The 17230-nt window shown below is 40.2% G+C and carries 15 protein-coding genes; 13 read left to right on the top strand and 2 right to left on the bottom strand.

The genetic code is table 11. The features are described 5' to 3' along the window. Nucleotides 1-435: 435 nt before the first annotated feature. The 6 genes from AM608_RS08395 (at nucleotide 436) to AM608_RS12725 (ending at nucleotide 7013) form a co-directional block, all read left to right on the top strand. A complete protein-coding gene (locus AM608_RS08395; RefSeq protein WP_053581419.1) occupies nucleotides 436-1119 on the top strand; it encodes a hypothetical protein in 684 nt (227 codons plus the stop codon). Between the two features lie 33 nt (nucleotides 1120-1152). Next, complete coding sequence (locus tag AM608_RS08390) at nucleotides 1153-2007, top strand: prephenate dehydratase (RefSeq protein ID WP_053581418.1); 855 nt, start codon at nucleotides 1153-1155, stop codon at nucleotides 2005-2007. A 124-nt stretch (nucleotides 2008-2131) separates the two neighbouring features. After that, nucleotides 2132-4345 (top strand): S9 family peptidase, encoded by a 2214-nt coding sequence (locus AM608_RS08385; RefSeq protein WP_053581417.1) that lies wholly within the window; start codon nucleotides 2132-2134, stop codon nucleotides 4343-4345. 115 nt (nucleotides 4346-4460) lie between these two features. Beyond that, nucleotides 4461-5864: a peptide MFS transporter gene (locus AM608_RS08380; RefSeq protein WP_009417397.1), complete on the top strand. Its 1404-nt coding sequence runs from the start codon at nucleotides 4461-4463 to the stop codon at nucleotides 5862-5864. A 496-nt stretch (nucleotides 5865-6360) separates the two neighbouring features. Then, nucleotides 6361-6846: a hypothetical protein gene (locus AM608_RS08375; protein ID WP_253273461.1), complete on the top strand. Its 486-nt coding sequence runs from the start codon at nucleotides 6361-6363 to the stop codon at nucleotides 6844-6846. A 44-nt stretch (nucleotides 6847-6890) separates the two neighbouring features. Then, the gene (locus tag AM608_RS12725; RefSeq protein ID WP_256379108.1) at nucleotides 6891-7013 is read left to right on the top strand and encodes a hypothetical protein; all 123 of its coding nucleotides are present in this window, start codon (nucleotides 6891-6893) and stop codon (nucleotides 7011-7013) included. A 135-nt stretch (nucleotides 7014-7148) separates the two neighbouring features. On the opposite strand, the gene AM608_RS08370 is transcribed toward AM608_RS12725, so the two are convergent. Further along, nucleotides 7149-8147 (bottom strand): hypothetical protein, encoded by a 999-nt coding sequence (locus tag AM608_RS08370; protein ID WP_053581416.1) that lies wholly within the window; start codon nucleotides 8145-8147, stop codon nucleotides 7149-7151. Between the two features lie 32 nt (nucleotides 8148-8179). Here AM608_RS08370 and AM608_RS12325 point away from each other — a divergent pair, with 32 nt between their 5' ends. Genes AM608_RS12325 through AM608_RS12315 form a run of 3 tightly spaced genes read left to right on the top strand, consistent with a single transcriptional unit; the run spans nucleotide 8180 to nucleotide 12068 of the window. Continuing rightward, a complete protein-coding gene (locus AM608_RS12325) occupies nucleotides 8180-8731 on the top strand; it encodes a GIY-YIG nuclease family protein (protein WP_216594882.1) in 552 nt (183 codons plus the stop codon). Further along, a complete protein-coding gene (locus tag AM608_RS12320; RefSeq protein WP_216594881.1) occupies nucleotides 8677-11112 on the top strand; it encodes a DEAD/DEAH box helicase in 2436 nt (811 codons plus the stop codon). Before AM608_RS12325 ends, AM608_RS12320 begins: the two co-directional genes overlap by 55 nt. Beyond that, nucleotides 11109-12068: an Eco57I restriction-modification methylase domain-containing protein gene (locus AM608_RS12315; protein WP_216594880.1), complete on the top strand. Its 960-nt coding sequence runs from the start codon at nucleotides 11109-11111 to the stop codon at nucleotides 12066-12068. The genes AM608_RS12320 and AM608_RS12315 overlap by 4 nt, the downstream gene beginning before the upstream one ends. A gap of 36 nt (nucleotides 12069-12104) precedes the next feature. Here AM608_RS12315 and AM608_RS08360 read toward each other — a convergent pair whose 3' ends face one another. Then, nucleotides 12105-13112, bottom strand: a complete 1008-nt coding sequence (locus AM608_RS08360; RefSeq protein WP_053581415.1) for an Eco57I restriction-modification methylase domain-containing protein — start codon at nucleotides 13110-13112, stop codon at nucleotides 12105-12107. An 84-nt stretch (nucleotides 13113-13196) separates the two neighbouring features. On the opposite strand from AM608_RS08360, the gene AM608_RS08355 reads away from it, so the two are divergent. The 4 genes from AM608_RS08355 (at nucleotide 13197) to AM608_RS08340 (ending at nucleotide 17203) form a co-directional block, all read left to right on the top strand. Then, on the top strand, nucleotides 13197-14000 hold the full coding sequence (locus AM608_RS08355; protein WP_053581414.1) for a tyrosine-type recombinase/integrase: 804 nt from the start codon (nucleotides 13197-13199) through the stop codon (nucleotides 13998-14000). Between the two features lie 97 nt (nucleotides 14001-14097). Next, on the top strand, nucleotides 14098-14340 hold the full coding sequence (locus AM608_RS08350) for a FeoA family protein (protein WP_016478477.1): 243 nt from the start codon (nucleotides 14098-14100) through the stop codon (nucleotides 14338-14340). Nucleotides 14341-14380: 40 nt separating this feature from the next. Further along, nucleotides 14381-16378, top strand: a complete 1998-nt coding sequence (feoB, locus tag AM608_RS08345) for a ferrous iron transport protein B (protein WP_172672752.1) — start codon at nucleotides 14381-14383, stop codon at nucleotides 16376-16378. Nucleotides 16379-16447: 69 nt separating this feature from the next. After that, entirely contained in the window at nucleotides 16448-17203 is a 756-nt protein-coding gene (locus AM608_RS08340) for a patatin-like phospholipase family protein (RefSeq protein WP_053581413.1), read from the top strand. The last annotated feature ends 27 nt before the right edge of the window (nucleotides 17204-17230 follow it).

Genomic DNA, 17230 nt, shown 5'->3' with positions numbered 1-17230 from the left:
TATAGAAAGGGTATATAAGTAGTTGATTCATAATGTGATACAACAGCGCTAAAAATGTTAAAAACAGGGTTTCGAGGCGAAAGAAAGAGAAAAGGCACTAGGCCTTAGGCCATAGGCACTAGGGGGGTATGACGGAAAATCAAAAAAACCTCCTTCCTCTCACATACTTCGCTCTCGCGAGGCACATACCTAGCTATTGCTGGATACCTTCAAAGAAGGGGAATTAGTGACGGAAAAGGGAAGAAATGACGAGGGACAAATGACGAGAGGATATCTGTGAGGAAGCGTTTTCGTAGAAAAAAGAACTATGTAAATAGGGATTGTGTAGGATATATAACGAATGTAAGAACTTACAGTGCTGGGGGTGAGAAAATATTTATGGGTGAATTGCTAATTGATAATTATTTTCTATCTTTGCCAAAAATTTACCCATTTATGAATGTAAGATTTACTATACTCACTACCACAATGTTTGCCCTAATGGCTTGTAATAACGGGCAACAGGAAATAGCTGTTGCCGAAGATGCTCTTGCTAACACTCAAAAAGCTGAGGAAGCACGCGATAAGAGCAACGAAAGAAATCCGTTTGGTGCGGGTGGGGCGAATTTTTCTAACAACGTATCGCTACCAGCTACACAGCAAGGAGCGAAGCTCAATCCGCCTCACGGAGAGCCAGGACACCGTTGTGATATAGCCGTGGGGGCTCCGCTACCCAACGACGGCAATGTGATAGCCCAAACGCAAACACAAGCACAGCCTGTGAGCAGTGCCGATGCTAAGCCCGTAGTTTCGGGAGGTATGCCACAAGTGCAACAGGTGCAGGTGGCACAACCTCAGACACAGCAAGGGGTGGCGACGAAGGGACAGAAACTGAATCCGCCTCACGGGCAACCAGGGCACCGTTGTGATATACCGGTGGGCGCTCCGCTGAACAGTAAGCCTGTGAAACAACAAGCACCAGCTACGCCTAAAACGGTAGAGCAACAAATAGTTATCGACCCCAAAATGGCACAACAGCACACGGGGACTACTGAACCAGGCTTTTCGGGGAAGCCTAATCCGCCTCACGGGCAACCGGGACACCGCTGTGATATAGCGGTAGGAGCGATATTGCCATAGAAAGAAGCGCAAGGGGTGATTTTTAATATGTAAATGAGTGAAAAAATAGCAATACAGGGTATCAAAGGTTCGTTTCACTATCAGACGGCTGAGAGTTACTTTGGCAAAGACATAGAGGTGCTAGAATGTCGTACTTTTGATGCGGTAGTGAAAGCACTGCTGAAAGGCGATGCTAACTGGGGCGTGATGGCTATTGAGAATAGCATTGCAGGAGCAATATTACCTAATTATGCCCTTATAGACCGTCATAACCTGCACATTACAGGGGAGCACTATATGAACATACAGCACCACTTGATGGCGCTAGAAGGGCAACGCTTAGAGGATATTACTGAGGTGCATTCGCACTATATGGCACTGTTGCAGTGTAAGGATTTCTTTCACGATTATCCTGATATACGACTGGTGGAATCTCCTGATACAGCTGAGGCAGCACGACAGATACACTTGCAACAACTCAAAGGGGTGGCGGCTATTGCTTCGGCATCGGCTTCTGAGCTCTACGGCTTGCCTATTATTGCGGAAAGCATACAAACCATTAAGCGTAATGCTACCCGCTTTGTGGTACTCAGAACTACTGATGCACACCTACCCAAAAGAGATATCAATAAGGCGACGCTTAAATTCCAAGTATATGACAAGAGCGGTAGTTTGGCAACGGTGCTGAACGTGTTACGCGATTACAATATGAATATGACTAAAATACAGTCGTTGCCTGTAATAGAGACTCCTTGGAAATACGCATTCTTTGTAGATGTGGTGTTTGATAGTTATGCCCGATACCAGCAAGCGATGCAACTTTTGGATATTATGACAGAAGAGCTAAAAGTATTAGGGGAATATGAAAATCGGTTGAACAGTGAGAGCTATTCAAAATCAATCATATAGAAAATAAATATAAAAAAACAGATTAAAAGATAGCTTCTATATCAAAAATATTGACTAATATTGACCGCGAAATTAATAATCAATGGTTAGAGGTTAATGATAAATGACAAAAGACTAATTAGAAATGGCGAATTATGAATTACAAAAGGTGGCTGTATTTAGACGCAATAGAGTGCACCAATACTTACATACCCAGCTTTTGTTGGCTTTATTTCTTAGCTTTTACTTGTTATCTGCACAGTCTATTTCTTTAGAGAATATATGGACGCAACACGCTTTTTACCCCGAACGTATGTACAACTTGAAGGCACTGAAGAAAACCCCACAATATACAGTGCTCGAATATAACCGTGACAAACACATTCAGGAAATTAACCTTTACGACTTTGCGACGCTCAGCAAAGTACAAACACTCTTTGAAACTAATGAAAGAGTGAATAGGATTGAGAGCTATGAGTTTTCTCCTGATGAGAAAAAGCTCCTTATCGCTACCCGAAAAGAGGATATCTACCGACATTCGTTCGTAGCTAATTATTTTCTGTACGACCTCGCCACTGGCGACCTTAAAAAAGTGAGCGATAAGCGCATACAAGTCCCCACTTTTTCACCTAATGGTAAGCAATTGGCTTTTGTATACGAAAACAACTTGTATTTATACGACCTTACGACGGGTGCGGAAACCCAAATCACTACCGACGGACAGAAGAACGCTATCATTAACGGTACTGCTGATTGGGTGTACGAAGAAGAGTTCGGGATTGTGCAATTGTTCGCTTGGAATGCTGATGGTACACAATTAGCATTTATACGTTCAGATGAGCGCAAAGTACCTGAGTTTTCAATGGATATCTACGGTTACGACCTCTATCCTACACCTTATACTTTCAAATATCCCAAAGCAGGGGAAGCTAATTCGGCGGTGAGTTTGCATATCTATACTGTGGCTGATAAATCGGTGGCTGAAATACCCTTGAAAGCCTATTATATCCCACGTTTGCAATGGACAAACGACCCTCATAAGCTGACGGTACAAACTCTCAATCGCCACCAAAACGATTGGCAACTCTTGCAAGTGAATAGCCAGACGAAGGCAACGACTTCCTTAGTGAAGGAAACCAGCGCGACTTATGTAAGCATCAACAAGGAGATACTATTTTTACCCGATAATAGTTTTATTTACCAATCGGAGAAAGATGGAAATAACCATTTTTACTACTGCAATGCCAAAGGGAAATTAGTACGCCAGCTCACGCGTGGTAACTGGGAAGTAACCGATTGTTATGGCTATGATCCTAAAACCCAGCAGTTGTTCTACCAATCTACCCAGACGGGCTCTACCCGCCGAGGGCTCTATGCGGTAAGCTTCAAAGGCAAAACTCCTCGCGCACTTTCTACTGAGGCAGGAACAAACAAAGGCACATTCAGTGGGGATTATACAATGTATATCCACGCTTTTGCCAATGCCACTACGCCTCCACGCTATACGCTAAACGATACCAAAAGTGGAAAGCAACTCAAAGAAATCGTTACCAATGCCGAATACGCCCAGCGATTGAAAACCTATAATTTGCCCGAAAAAGAGTTTATGGAACTGAAAACTGCTAAGGGTACTTTCAATGCTTATATGCTCAAACCTAAGGATTTCGACCCTAAAAAGCAATATCCGCTCTTGATGTACCAATACTCAGGACCAGGTTCACAAGAAGTCGCCGACCAATGGTGGGATATGAATGACTTTTGGCACGCAATGCTCACCCAAAAAGGCTATATAGTGCTATGTGTAGACGGCAGAGGCACAGGTTACAAAGGAGCAGATTTTAAGAAATGTACCTATCAGCAACTGGGTAAATACGAAGTTGAAGACCAAGCAGAAGTCGCTCAGCTCGTAGGGGCTTATCCTTATATAGATAAGAGCAGAATAGGGATATGGGGTTGGAGTTTTGGCGGATTTATGTCGTCTAACTGTCTGTTTCAAAAAGGCGATATATTCAAGATGGCGATAGCAGTAGCCCCTGTTACCAATTGGCGTTTTTACGATACTATTTACACCGAGCGTTTTATGCGTACCCCCCAAGAGAACGCAAAAGGTTACGACGAAAATTCACCGTTGTTTCACGCTGCCAAACTCAAAGGTAAATACTTGCTCATTCACGGTAGTGCCGACGACAATGTACACGTGCAAAATGCAATGGTGCTCATCAATACCTTGGTGAGTTTGCAAAAAGATTTTGATTGGTTAATTTACCCCGATAAGAATCACGGTATTTACGACAACACAGGTAGCACACGCTATCAGTTATATACAAAAATGACGAATTTTATCATAGAAAATTTATAAACAAAGCCCCCGTCCCCCCGAAGGGGGACAATCTGTAAAAGAAAAACTTTACTGGATTAAAAATATTTAATGTAGAATTTTAATTTATAAACAAACTTTTTAATTTATTAAATAAATGGATACAAACGTAGAAAATGCGAAAAAGAAGCACCCTAAGGGGCTTTATTTGGTGTTCCTAACAGGTATGTGGGAGCGTTTCAGTTACTATGGAATGCGTGGTATTTTGATGTTATACCTCACCAAGACGTGGCTTGAAGGCGGATTGGCTTTCGATAAAGCTACAGCGAGTCTTATCTATGGCTTTGCCACAGGACTTACCTATTTCACTCCACTGATTGGCGGTTGGATAGCCGATAACTTTTTAGGACAACGCAGGGCAGTATTGTTAGGGGGACTCATAATGTTCTTCGGAGAGTTTGCGTTGTTCTCTATAAACACTCACTTTGGCTTATATTTAGGGCTATTTTTGTTGATTATAGGTAACGGGTTCTTCAAACCGAATATTTCAGCCTTAGTAGGAGGACTCTATGAATCAGGTGATAAACGTTTAGACTCGGCTTTCTCGATTTTCTATATGGGTATTAACTTAGGGGCTTTCTTAGCACCACTCATTACAGGATTCCTTACTGATAACATCTTTGCTACTCACGGTGTAGATGCACAAGGAAAAGAAATAATCCTTTCTTACGGTTATAGATATGGATTCTTGGCAGCTGCTATCGGTATGCTTATAGGAGAATTGATATTTATTTTCTTTGCACAGAAATACTTAGGCGACCTTGGATTGCAACCAAAAGGTGGTAAGAAAAAAATACAAGAACTTTCGGAAGCCGAAGTGCAAAAACCACTTACCAAAGAAGAAAAAGAGCGTATTGCTGTTATCTTTATCTATTTCTTCTTTGCAATCTTCTTTTTTGCAGGATTTGAGCAAGCGGGCTCTTCGCTTACCCTTTATACCGATAACTATATCAACAGGACGGTGATGGGCTTTGAAATTCCTACTGCTTGGTTCCAATCAGTAAACCCATTGTTTATTGTATTATTAGCACCGGTATTTGCATCGTTTTGGGGTACTAAAATGGGACAACGTCTTACTACTCCGTTTAAAATGGGAATGGGAATGATACTCTTAGGGGTAGGGTTCTTCTTTATGCTTGGCGCTGTTTACGAGCGCGGTGGCTCCATAGGGGTAGACCCTAAAGATATAGCAGTGAAAGCGAGCTTGGCTTGGTTGGTGCTTACTTACCTTACACATACCATTGGTGAGTTGTGTTTATCACCGGTAGGACTTTCTACGGTTACAAAACTTTCACCTCCGCGTTTAGCAGGACTTATGATGGGTGTTTGGATGATGGCTGCTTTCTTCGCCAATGCAGCAGGAGGAGTGATTGCTTCTTACGTAGAGAAACTTGGGGCAAGCGTAGTATTTGCTGCGGTTTCAGGATTTGTAATCCTTTGCGGTTTAGGAATGATACTCCTTAACAAGAAACTTCAAGCGATGATGCACGGAGTAAAATAGTGCGAGCGTGTGAGCCACACAGGCGCGTACGAACCGTATAAGTTATATAATAAAGGCTGTCCTATTTTAGGACAGCCTTTTTTGTTGTATTTATCGGACGATTAGGACTTGTCGGACGGAGGTAAGACGAGATTGGTAGCTTTATTGGGGAGGACTCAGGGAATAGAAAGGTATCGGAAAAGAACGGAAGAAGGCAGGGAGGGTTTTTGATGAAAAAAGGGTGTAAGAAGGGTGGGGTTAGCTTATAGAGAGCTTATAGGAAGCTTATACGAATCTTGGACGATTGGTATAGAAAGGGTATATAAGTAGTTGGTAATGAATGATTAAAGGAGAAGAATTAGGGGGTGATAAACGAGAAGAAAAACGAAAATAAAACAAAGATTAGTGAGGTGTGTCGTGAAAATTGTTTTTTGGTATTGTGTGTTATTTTTGTATTTTTGCACCGAAATAAAAGAAGAAGCTACGAGCTTATGTTTAGTGACTTAATAATTATAGAATGAAAAAAATACTTTATATAATACTTTTTTTTGCTGTGGAATTGGCTACGGCACAGGAAAATACGGAAAGCACATCGGTTATAGGAAATGTAAGCACTGAAACTACAGTGCAAGTAGTGCCTGAGAAACAAAGCAGATGGTTTTACCAAGGGGAATTAAGTTTTACTTTTCCTCGAAATGGTGGTGCAAAATACTCTTATAGCTGGTTAAACTCTCGTACGAATTTGTATGAAGGCGACGAGGCATTACTAAATGAGAAGCCTATTATCTCAAGTGATTTTACAGTAAATTACCGCTTGTTTAGGATATTGAGTATAGGAGTGGTAGGCGGTTTTACACATTTTCAAAACCCTGTAGCCTCAGGATTAAAATTGGGTAGTGTACTCCGTTTGAACCCTGTAAAGAATTATCAGGGAAATATTTTTGTACAAGTAGCTGGCTTTCTGCCTTTGAGTACCTTAGTAAAGCCATCAATAGGGAAGTGAAGGTGGGGCTATCCATTCCGTTTTTAGTGAGAAATAAGTATAGTATGTTTTTATCGGCTTATACTTCTTACACGAGTTTTGATGTAGCAGAACCTCTTTTTTGGAGTGAAACTCCTGAGATGATGGAGTATAGAGGGATAGGGTTTAGCTTTGGAGTGCGGTTTTAAGGTATATACAAGAGCTTTAAAATAGTCTCTTGATTCCTCGAAGAGAGCAATTCATAAAAGAGACTTTAGTGGAATTGACAATAGGTAAATTAGCAAATTACTAAATAATCTGTATTTTTGCACCGATAATTTATATTATTTAATCAAATCAATAAATCTTATTTTTCGGTTGCTTTTACCTGTGTCAGGGTCTTTGCTACTCCAATCTTTTATGAGGCAATAAATACCATTGTGTTCTTTGAATATTTCTTTTTGACAACCATTACAAGTAATTCTTCTTTTTTCTTGTTGTCCATATATATCAAATCCTATTTCTGTAATGTTATGCTTACAGCTACAAGGTATAACTCCTTTAAGTCCGTCCATTTGCCATAAATTCCAAGAGATAATGTAAGCAATGTATTTAATAGATTTTTCTAAAGGGCGCTTACCAAACTTAGCTTCGTAATACTCTATGAATGAAACTAATAATGCTTCCCGAGCTAATAGTAAGTTATCGCCTTGCCATTCAAATCCGTAAATGTTTTTATAAGCTTCTTGTGCCATTTCAAGCCATTCGCCTGAAGAGGTTGTATTTTCTGAAATTACCCTGAGTTTGCGATCGAGCATTCCTATACGTTGTTCAAGAGGAACATATACACCTGTAGTCGTGTCATAACGGCTTACCAAGTAGGGGGCTTCTCCACAACTTAGCTCTATTCGGGTAGCACGTACATAATCCTTCCACGTTTTTCCTTCAGGGAAAGTGATAGGAGCTTTTACTGCTTCCCAAGTGTGCTTTTCTGTATCTTCAATATTAAAAACCTCTTTACGACCAAACCACGCTTCATCTACTAAATTATTTTGAGCGTTGCACACCCACGATGGGGTAAACACTTCTGCCATTCCTTTAGTGCGTTCTATTTGTTCTTCTTTTGATTTGATAGCTCTGGGGCGGATCACATTGCCATTTTCACCCGTAATATGTTCTGCATTAATGGTATCAAAATAGGTATACCCTTCTCCTTTAGCGGCATAACTATCTGTAGCCCAAAAGATATTCTTTTGGGTAGTGTGATCTTTTAGTAAAAGCGTAAAAACATCTTCAGATTGTTTAAAGAGTTCGTTTTCACTTATATCAATTTCGTTTGCCATTAGTAGTTCCTATAATATAAATTATACCTAATATGGCTACATTTGAACTCTCTCTAAAACCTCGTTTGATTTATATCTTTACCATTGCCGATGAAGCTCATAGCGACTGCGTAAAGATAGGAGAAACTACTTTTAACGGTGATGGATTGCCCGAGACTAATAGCAAAGAACTAAACAATGCCGCTCATAACCGCATTAAACAATACACCCAGACCGCTGGTATCAGTTACCAATTGTTACACACTGAACTCACTCTATTCTCTCGTGATGGAAAGATAGGTCTCTTTAATGATAAGGAGGTTCATTCTGTATTAGAACGCTCTGGAGTAAAGAAAAAAGCTTTCAAAGGGGCTACTGAATGGTACTGTTGCGACCTTGCTACGGCTATAAAAGCTATTGCTGCCGTAAAACAAGGTAGAAAAAGTCTGAAAACGGAGGATATTAGCACTACTGAAAACCCTATCATTTTTCGACCCGAGCAAGCCGATGCTATAGAACGTACTGAAAAGCAGTTTAAAAAGGAAACCAAATGCTATGGAATGCTAAAATGCGTTTTGGGAAAACACTCTGTGCACTACAAGTAGCTAAAGACTTACAAATGAAGCGTACTCTTATCGTAACCCACCGCCCAGTAGTAGATGCTGGTTGGTATGAGGATTTTAGAAAAATCTTCTATAATAGTCCTAATTATTACTATGGTTCTAGAGCTAAAGGAGAAAATGATTTTGCTTCATTGGAAAAACTTGCAAACAAAGGGGGTAATTATGTGTATTTTGCCTCAATGCAAGATATGCGGGGATCTAAAGAAGTAGGTGGTAAATTTGACAAAAACAATGAGCTTTTCTCTACTACTTGGGACTTTTTGATAGTAGATGAGGCACATGAAGGAACTCAAACTGAATTAGGACAATCCGTGATTATGCACCTAAAAGGTACAGACACTAAAGTATTGCGCCTTTCGGGTACTCCTTTTAATCTGCTTGATGACCACAAGGAAGAGGAAATCTTTACGTGGGATTATGTGATGGAGCAAAAAGCTAAGATAGATTGGGAAATTACACACTTGGGAGATGCTAATCCTTATGCTGCACTACCTGCTATTCATATTTACACCTACGATTTAGGGCGGTTAATGAGCGACTATAGCGACGATGAAAAAGCCTTTAACTTCCGTGAATTTTTCCGCACTCACGACAATGTAGATTTTGTTCACGATAAAGATATAGACAAATTTCTCAACTTGCTTTGTGACGACAGTGAGAGTTTTTACCCTTATGCCAATGATAATTTTCGCAAGATTTTCCGTCATACGCTCTGGATATTGCCAGGTGTAAAAGCCGCTAAAGCCCTCAGTACTAAGTTGCAAAATCACCCTATATTTGGGGCTTTCAAAGTAGTGAATGTAGCAGGCGATGGCGATGAAGAAGAAGAAAGCAGAGATGCTTTGAAATTAGTGGAAGATGCTATAGGCGAAGACTCTGACCAAACTTATACTATTACTCTTTCGTGTGGGCGTCTCACTACAGGGGTGAGTATCAAGCCTTGGACGGGGGTATTTATGATGGCAGGGGCTTATAGTACCTCAGCTGCAAGCTATATGCAAACAATCTTCCGCGTGCAAACTCCCTACACCCATAACGGGCGTATGAAAACCGATTGTTATGCTTTTGATTTTGCTCCTGACCGGACATTGCGCGTGCTAGCCGAAAGTGCTAAAGTATCGGCTAAAGCAGGTAAACAAACTGAAGAAGACCGTAAAATATTAGGCGATTTTTTGAACTTCTGCCCTATAATAGCTATTGAAGGTAGCCAAATGAAGCCTTATGATGTAAAAACAATGCTGGGGCAACTGAAACGAGCTCAGATAGAAAAAGTAGTGCAATGCGGTTTTGAAGATGGAGCTCTCTACAATGACGAACTGCTTAAACTCACTGAAGTTGAACTCAAAGATTTTAGTGATTTGCGAGCTACTATCGGAAAAACCAAAGCAATGCCCCGCCCTGGAGATATTGATATTAACAAACAGGGGCTCAACAACGAACTCCACGCTGAAAAAGAACGTTTGGAGAAAAAAAAGAAAAAAGACCTTACTACTGAAGAAGCCGAACGTTTAGAACAACTCAAAGCTCTTGGCGACCAACGACGCGAAGCAATAGCCATACTACGCGGTATTTCTATCCGTATGCCGCTCTTACTCTACGGGGCTGAAATCACTAATGAAGACGAAGAACTCACTCTTGACAACTTTGAAAAATTAGTAGACGACCTCTCGTGGGAAGAGTTTATGCCTCGTGGCGTGACCAAAGAGTTTTTTACTAGATTTAAACGCTATTACGATCCCGATATTTTCCGCGAATCGGGTAAACGAATTCGCGAAATGACACGTATGGCTGATAAGTTTACTATAGAGGAACGCATTAGTAGGATAGCGGCTATCTTTGCTACCTTTCGTAATCCCGACAAAGAGACCGTACTCACTCCTTGGCGTGTAGTAAATCGTCATCTCTCTGATTGCTTAGGAGGCTATTGTTTTATGGATGAGAATTTTGAACAGCCCTTAGATGTGCCGCGCTATGTGACTCAACAAGGGGTAACAGAGGAGGTATTTACCCCTAAGAGTGTGATTTTAGAAATCAACTCGAAGAGTGGGTTATACCCTTTGTATGCTGCCTATAATATCTACCGTTCTCGTATAGAAGAAGCAAAGAAAAAATATAAAGAAGAAGTAGGTAGACAATTAGCCCTGCAACTATGGGATGCGACCCTTGAAGAGAACATCTTGGTAGTATGTAAAACCCCAATGGCACGCAGTATAACCAAACGTACATTGGTAGGCTTTAGAGACACTGCTGTCCACGCCGAATACTACGGAGATCTTATTGAAAACCTCACCCAGAAGCCCGAAAGCGTAATAAACACCCTGCTCAGTGGCAAATTTTGGCATTTTAACAACAAAAAAATATGAAGATAGACGCTATTATAGGAAATCCACCCTATCAGGTAATGGACGGAGGAGCTCAAGCGAGCGCAAAACCTGTTTATCAACTGTTCATTCAGCAAGCTATAAAACTCATCCCAAAATATATTAGTTTGATTACTCCCAGCAGGTGGTTTGCAGGAGGTAAGGGATTGGATGACTTTCGTGAAGCAATGCTTGAAAATAAACACTTTAAAGCTATACACGATTACCCTAATGCTGCTGAGATATTCTCTAATATCGAAATCAAAGGAGGAGTAAACTATTTTTTTTGGGACAGGGAATATAAAGGAGATTGCCTTATTAGAACTTATGAAAACGGTGAATGTATCTCAGCACTAAAACGTCCGCTTAAAGAAAAGAATGCCGATGTATTTATTCGATACAACGAAGCTATTCCTATTTTTAGAAAAATACAATCTCTGGAAGAAAAAAGTTTTAGTGAACTCATAAGTTCTGCAAAACCTTTTGGATTAAGAACCTATTTTAAAGGTAAAAAAGAATCTTTTAAAGGAGCTGTAAAAATCTATGTGAATGGAGGTATAGGGTACGTTAAGAAAGAAGAAGTATTAAAAAATCAGCAATGGATAAAAGAGCATAAAGTAATTGTTCCTTATGCTGTAGGAAGTGGCAATAGCAAGACCGATAAAGTAAACCCTATTTATGCAGAGCCTAACTCTTGTTGTACAGAAACCTACTTAGTAATAGGCCCTTTCGCTACGAAAAAACAATGTGAGAATGTAATGCAATATATAGAAACGAAGTTTCTACACTTTTGTCTAACACTAAAAAAGAATACTCAACACTCAACCAAAGAGTTTTACCAATTTGTTCCGCAACAAAACTTTGATGAGGAGTGGACAGATGAAAAACTATATAAAAAATATGGGCTTACTCCTGAGGAAATAGCCTATATTGAAAAAATGGTAAGACCTATGGAATAGCAAAAAAGCGTACAGCAGGTGAGCTGTACACTTTTTTTAAACTATTGGTTTAATCATTCGCTCAATAAAAGCTACTTCATCTTCTGAAAGATTATATTTAGCATAAAGTTGTTTATCTATAGCTTCAATAGTTTGCGACCAATCAATATCGCTTGAAGAGGTGAAGTCTTGCAGAGGGATAAGTGAAAATACCTTTTGATTAACTTGCATTGTTCCGTGTCCTAAGAATAAAAGAAAACGAAAAAAAGAAGTTTCCATATACTTTGCACAATTATTCATTTCATCTTCTTTTTGAAATATTCCTACAAGGAGAAATGTTTCCGTGCAAATATCATTAGGATAGCCTTTTATGTATTCAGGAGGAGTTACGGCATCCGATGAATAAGTTGTGGTAAAAAACAACTTGTATTTATTTAAAACATTGTATTTATCTGTTATATCTTCTTTAGTTATATAACCGAAAATACGTTTAGCACCTCCCTTTTTTCCTTTTACGCCAAAGACTTTTACAGAATCTTTAAAAGATTCAAATGCTAATAAAGATTTAGGATACTTATCAGGATTATTAAAAATATCTTTCCTAAGACCGAAAGGGCGTGTTTTTGACACAATTGTTGAGAACTTTAACGGATTATGTTGATGTATTTTCTCAAGAATAGGGAGAACTCTTATGTCTCGCACTACATAATCAAAGAATTTATTATGTAATTGGTTACCTCCTTTAATTTCTTCCCCCTCCATTGTAATATAGGTGTAAACAACGTTTTTGTTAGTCTTTTTTCTATTCCAAAGAAAGTAACAAATTCCTCCATCATTGTGAGCAGTGGGGAATATGGAACGGTCATCTCGGTAATCTTTTATATAAGCAAGATGAGGGTCATTTTTCATTTCTTCTAAGAAAGGAATCAGTTCACTTCGCCCTCCAATCATCCATTTAGAAGGCATAATCAAACTTATAAATTGACTACTGAGTTGTTTTGCTAATGTCACAAATTTATGATATATAGGAGCTGCTGCATCTTCTGCTCCAGCTCCTCCGTCCATTACCTGATAGGGTGGATTTCCTATAATAGCGTCTATAACAAGTTTTTCTTATATTGTAACCACTATATATAAAATTCAAACAATATGGTTACAACCTTTGAAACTGCTCTCAAAGAGAGCCAAATGGCAGAAAATACCATCACTGCCTATCTATATGCTGTAAACGATTTCTACGGAAAGTACAAATCCCTCAGCAAGGAAAACCTTTTGCTCTACAAAACATACCTTATCGAGCATTTTAAACCTAAAACGGTAAACTTGCGTATTCAAGCTCTGAATAAGTTTTTGGAACATATAGGTAAGCCTAAACTTCGATTAAAATCAGTAAAAGTGCAACAACGTACCTATTTAGAAAATGTGATCAGTCAAGCAGATTACCTCTTTTTAAAAGAACAACTCCGAAAAGAAGAAAACCCAATGTGGTATTTTGTAGTGCGATTTTTGGCAGCTACAGGGGCAAGGGTAAGCGAGCTTATCCAAATAAAAGTAGAACACGTAAAAATTGGCTATTTCGATCTATACACTAAAGGAGGTAAAGTGCGTCGCCTATTCATCCCACTTCAGTTACGTGAAGAGACTATAAAATGGCTCACAAAAGAGCAAAAAACTTCGGGCTACCTATTTCTCAACCGCTTGGGAGAACGTATTACTACACGAGGTATTGCCCAAAAACTCAAACTCTTTGCTGAAAGATATGGTCTCAATTCTAAAGTCGTGTACCCACATTCATTCAGACATAGATACGCTAAAAACTTCTTGGAAGCCTTTAACGACATCTCTCTCCTTGCCGATCTTATGGGGCACGAAAGTATTGAGACTACCCGTATTTACCTCAGGCGAACAGCCTCAGAACAGCAGGCTATTGTAGATAAGATTATTACTTGGTAGAGGAATTGGCGGACGCTTATTAAAGGCTCTTATGGTATTGTAGAATTAAAATTATTTACTACCTTTGCACTCAAAATCATTCTAAATAATAATCGTTATGGAAGAAGTGCGCAACCGTGCTTGTACTGTTGCCGAGCTAAAGAAGGGCGAAAAAGGGATTATACAAGACTTTGATATTACTAAAATACCTCAAAAACTCATTGATTTAGGTTGTTATGCGGGCAGTGAAATAGAGGTACTCCAAAAAGCTACTTTTGGCGACCCTATCTATATCCGTATGAATGAGGCATATCTTTCGATTAGAAAGGATATGGCAGAGAATATTCAATTAGCAAATTAGGTGCAAGCCGCACAAGCAATTTAATTAGCAAATTAACAAATTGGCAAATTTAAAAATCGCCCTTGTGGGCAACCCTAATACCGGTAAAACTTCGCTCTTCAATGCATTGACGGGCTTGAACCAAAAGGTGGGCAACTACCCTGGTATTACTGTCGAAAAAAAAATAGGATACTGCAAGCTTTCCGATACCCAGCAAGCCGAAATCATAGACTTGCCGGGTGCCTATAGTCTCAACCCAAGCTCGGAAGACGAGCATGTGGCTGTAAATGTGCTTACACATAACTCTGAGCCTCATTACCCTGATGTGGTGGTAGTGGTGTGTGAGGTGAGTAACCTCAAGCAAAATCTCTTGCTCTTTACCCAAGTAAAAGACCTTGGGTTGCCTACGATACTTGTTATCAATATGGTAGACCAGATGCGCAAAAAGGGTATCAGTATTGAGGTGGAAAAATTAGCGCAAGCTTTGCAGACGAAAGTTATCCTCACCAGCACTCGCAAAGGCGAAGGGCTTACGGAGCTGAAAGAAGCGATTGTAAATTATCAACAACTGTCGCTCACTCCTTGCGTAGATATCTCTCGCTTAGAGGCAATGACTTTTGGCACGTCGGAAAGTGAGCAACGACGCAAACAGCAAAAAGAAACGATACTTCGCTATCAGTTTATCAACAGAATACTGAAAGAGACGTATACGGTAGACCAGCGCAAAGCACAGACGCTTCGAGCACGTCTCGACCGCTTCCTCATACACCCCTTCTTTGGCTATGTGGTGTTTGCTGCGATACTCTTGCTTATCTTCCAAGCAGTATTTACTTGGTCGAGCTATCCGATGGATTGGATAGAAAACGGTTTCAATGTTTTTGGGGAATGGCTTGCTACTAAACTACCCGCTGGTGCACTTAGCGAATTATTAATAGAGGGTATCCTACCAGGAATCGCAGGTATCACAGTGTTTATCCCCCAAATAGCTGTACTCTTCACCTTGATTGCTCTATTGGAAGAAAGTGGCTATATGAGTAGGGTGGTGTTCTTGATGGACAATGTAATGCGTCGTTTTGGGCTTAGTGGTAAGAGTGTTGTTCCTCTGATTTCGGGAGCAGCTTGTGCCGTACCTGCTGTGATGATTGCCCGCAATATTGAGAATTGGAAAGAACGCCTGATCACCATACTTGTTACTCCGTTTATGACCTGTTCGGCACGTTTGCCTGTATATCTCATCATCATTAACTTGGTAATCCCAGACGGTGATTTTTGGTGGATTAGCTATAAAGCGTGGACGTTTTTTGCGATGTACTTTTTGGGCTTTGCAGTAGCTTTGCTCTCGGCTTTCATCTTAGACAAAGTACTGAAGATGCACAAAAACAACAGTTTCTTTATCGCAGAAATTCCCGATTATAAAATTCCACTTTTGCGTAATGTATGTCTCACTGTATACGAGAAGACCAAAGGCTTTGTAATAGGAGCCGGGAAGTTCATTTTAGCAATTTCGATACTTTTGTGGTTCTTAGGGTCTCACGGGGTAGGAGAAAAGTACAACAGCATAGAGACTACCGCCGAGCAGTTGGCACAAACTCACCAGTGGACTGCCGAGCAGAAAGCACATTACATAGAAGCCCAAAGTCTTGAATACTCGTTTTTGGGTTACATAGGCAAAGGAATAGAACCCGTATTTCGACCGCTGGGCTACGATTGGAAAATCAGTATAGGGGTAGTAGCCTCGTTTGCAGCGCGAGAGGTGTTCATTAGTACCCTATCAACGGTTTATAGTTTAGGAAAAGATTTGGATACCGAAGGTGAAGAGGGGGAACGTACTATCTTGGCAAAAATGCGCGCTGAAGTACGTCCTGATGGCACGCCTGTATACACACTCGGCACCGGTATTTCGCTCTTGCTCTATTACGCTTTTGCAATGCAGTGTCTTAGCACTGTTGCCGTAGTACGAAAAGAGACCAACAGCTGGAAATGGACAGCTATCCAATGGATATTTATGACGGGAATTGCCTACGTGAGTGCAATGATGGCATTTATTTTAATTAGATAATTAGCTAATTAGCAGATTACCCCCGTTCCCCCGAGGGAGACAATCCGTAAAGATGATAATCGACAAATAATGAAGTTAGGTTTAGTATTTTCAGGTGGCGGGGTGCGCGCTTTGGCACACGCTGGATTGTTGAAGGCTTTGGAAGAAAAAGGCTTGCAACCCTCAATTATTTCGGGTACCAGTGGTGGAGCGCTTATTGGGGCACTCTACGCTTGTGGGGTAAAGCCCGAGGATATGGTGCATTTTTTTAAAGAAACACCTGTGTTCAAATGGTCGATGCTCACTTTTAAAAAAGTGGGATTAGTAGATAGTGCTAAATATACTAAGTTCTTTAAGAAACAATTCCAATGTCCGACTTTTGAAGACTTACGATTGCCCTTAGTGGTAACAGCTACTAATCTGTTGAACGGTAAAGTACAGTATTTTAGCAAAGGAGAGCTCATTCAGCCCCTCATTGCATCGTCGGCACTACCACCTTACTTCTCACCGGTGAGAATAGGAGACAGTTTATATTGCGATGGTGGACTGCTGAACAACTTCCCTATAGAACCCCTCAAAGACCGATGTGATAGAATTATAGGGAGCTTTGTGAATCCGCTAGAAACGATTACCGAAAAGGAGCTCAGCAACTCGTTCCAGTTTATGCAACGCATTTACAACATCACTATGGATGGCAATTATAACCGCAAGTTCAAAAAATGTGACTACTTACTACTACATAACCTCAGCAATGTAGGCGTACTCGATACTAAAAAGCTCGATCACGCCTTCGAATATGGATACGAACAAACAATTACCAAATTAGCTGATTTGTCAGTTAGCTAATGAGTAGAGGCAAACATTGACAAATTA

This window comes from Capnocytophaga sp. oral taxon 323 (assembly GCF_001278825.1).
Classification (GTDB): domain Bacteria; phylum Bacteroidota; class Bacteroidia; order Flavobacteriales; family Flavobacteriaceae; genus Capnocytophaga; species Capnocytophaga ochracea.
Note: the sequence above shows the minus strand (reverse complement) of the source record. Positions and strands in the feature narration are given on the sequence as shown.

Coding starts and splice junctions, on each gene's coding strand:
- AM608_RS08380 (WP_009417397.1), top strand. CDS start 4,461: ATGGATACAAACGTAGAAAATGCGAAAAAGAAGCACCCTAAGGGGCTT.
- AM608_RS12325 (WP_216594882.1), top strand. CDS start 8,180: ATGGCTACATTTGAACTCTCTCTAAAACCTCGTTTGATTTATATCTTT.
- AM608_RS08370 (WP_053581416.1), bottom strand. CDS start 8,147: ATGGCAAACGAAATTGATATAAGTGAAAACGAACTCTTTAAACAATCT.
- AM608_RS08395 (WP_053581419.1), top strand. CDS start 436: ATGAATGTAAGATTTACTATACTCACTACCACAATGTTTGCCCTAATG.
- AM608_RS12725 (WP_256379108.1), top strand. CDS start 6,891: ATGTTTTTATCGGCTTATACTTCTTACACGAGTTTTGATGTAGCAGAA.
- AM608_RS12320 (WP_216594881.1), top strand. CDS start 8,677: ATGCTATGGAATGCTAAAATGCGTTTTGGGAAAACACTCTGTGCACTA.
- AM608_RS08385 (WP_053581417.1), top strand. CDS start 2,132: ATGGCGAATTATGAATTACAAAAGGTGGCTGTATTTAGACGCAATAGA.
- AM608_RS08350 (WP_016478477.1), top strand. CDS start 14,098: ATGGAAGAAGTGCGCAACCGTGCTTGTACTGTTGCCGAGCTAAAGAAG.
- AM608_RS12315 (WP_216594880.1), top strand. CDS start 11,109: ATGAAGATAGACGCTATTATAGGAAATCCACCCTATCAGGTAATGGAC.
- AM608_RS08340 (WP_053581413.1), top strand. CDS start 16,448: ATGAAGTTAGGTTTAGTATTTTCAGGTGGCGGGGTGCGCGCTTTGGCA.
- AM608_RS08360 (WP_053581415.1), bottom strand. CDS start 13,112: ATGGACGGAGGAGCTGGAGCAGAAGATGCAGCAGCTCCTATATATCAT.
- AM608_RS08375 (WP_253273461.1), top strand. CDS start 6,361: ATGAAAAAAATACTTTATATAATACTTTTTTTTGCTGTGGAATTGGCT.
- AM608_RS08390 (WP_053581418.1), top strand. CDS start 1,153: ATGAGTGAAAAAATAGCAATACAGGGTATCAAAGGTTCGTTTCACTAT.
- AM608_RS08355 (WP_053581414.1), top strand. CDS start 13,197: ATGGTTACAACCTTTGAAACTGCTCTCAAAGAGAGCCAAATGGCAGAA.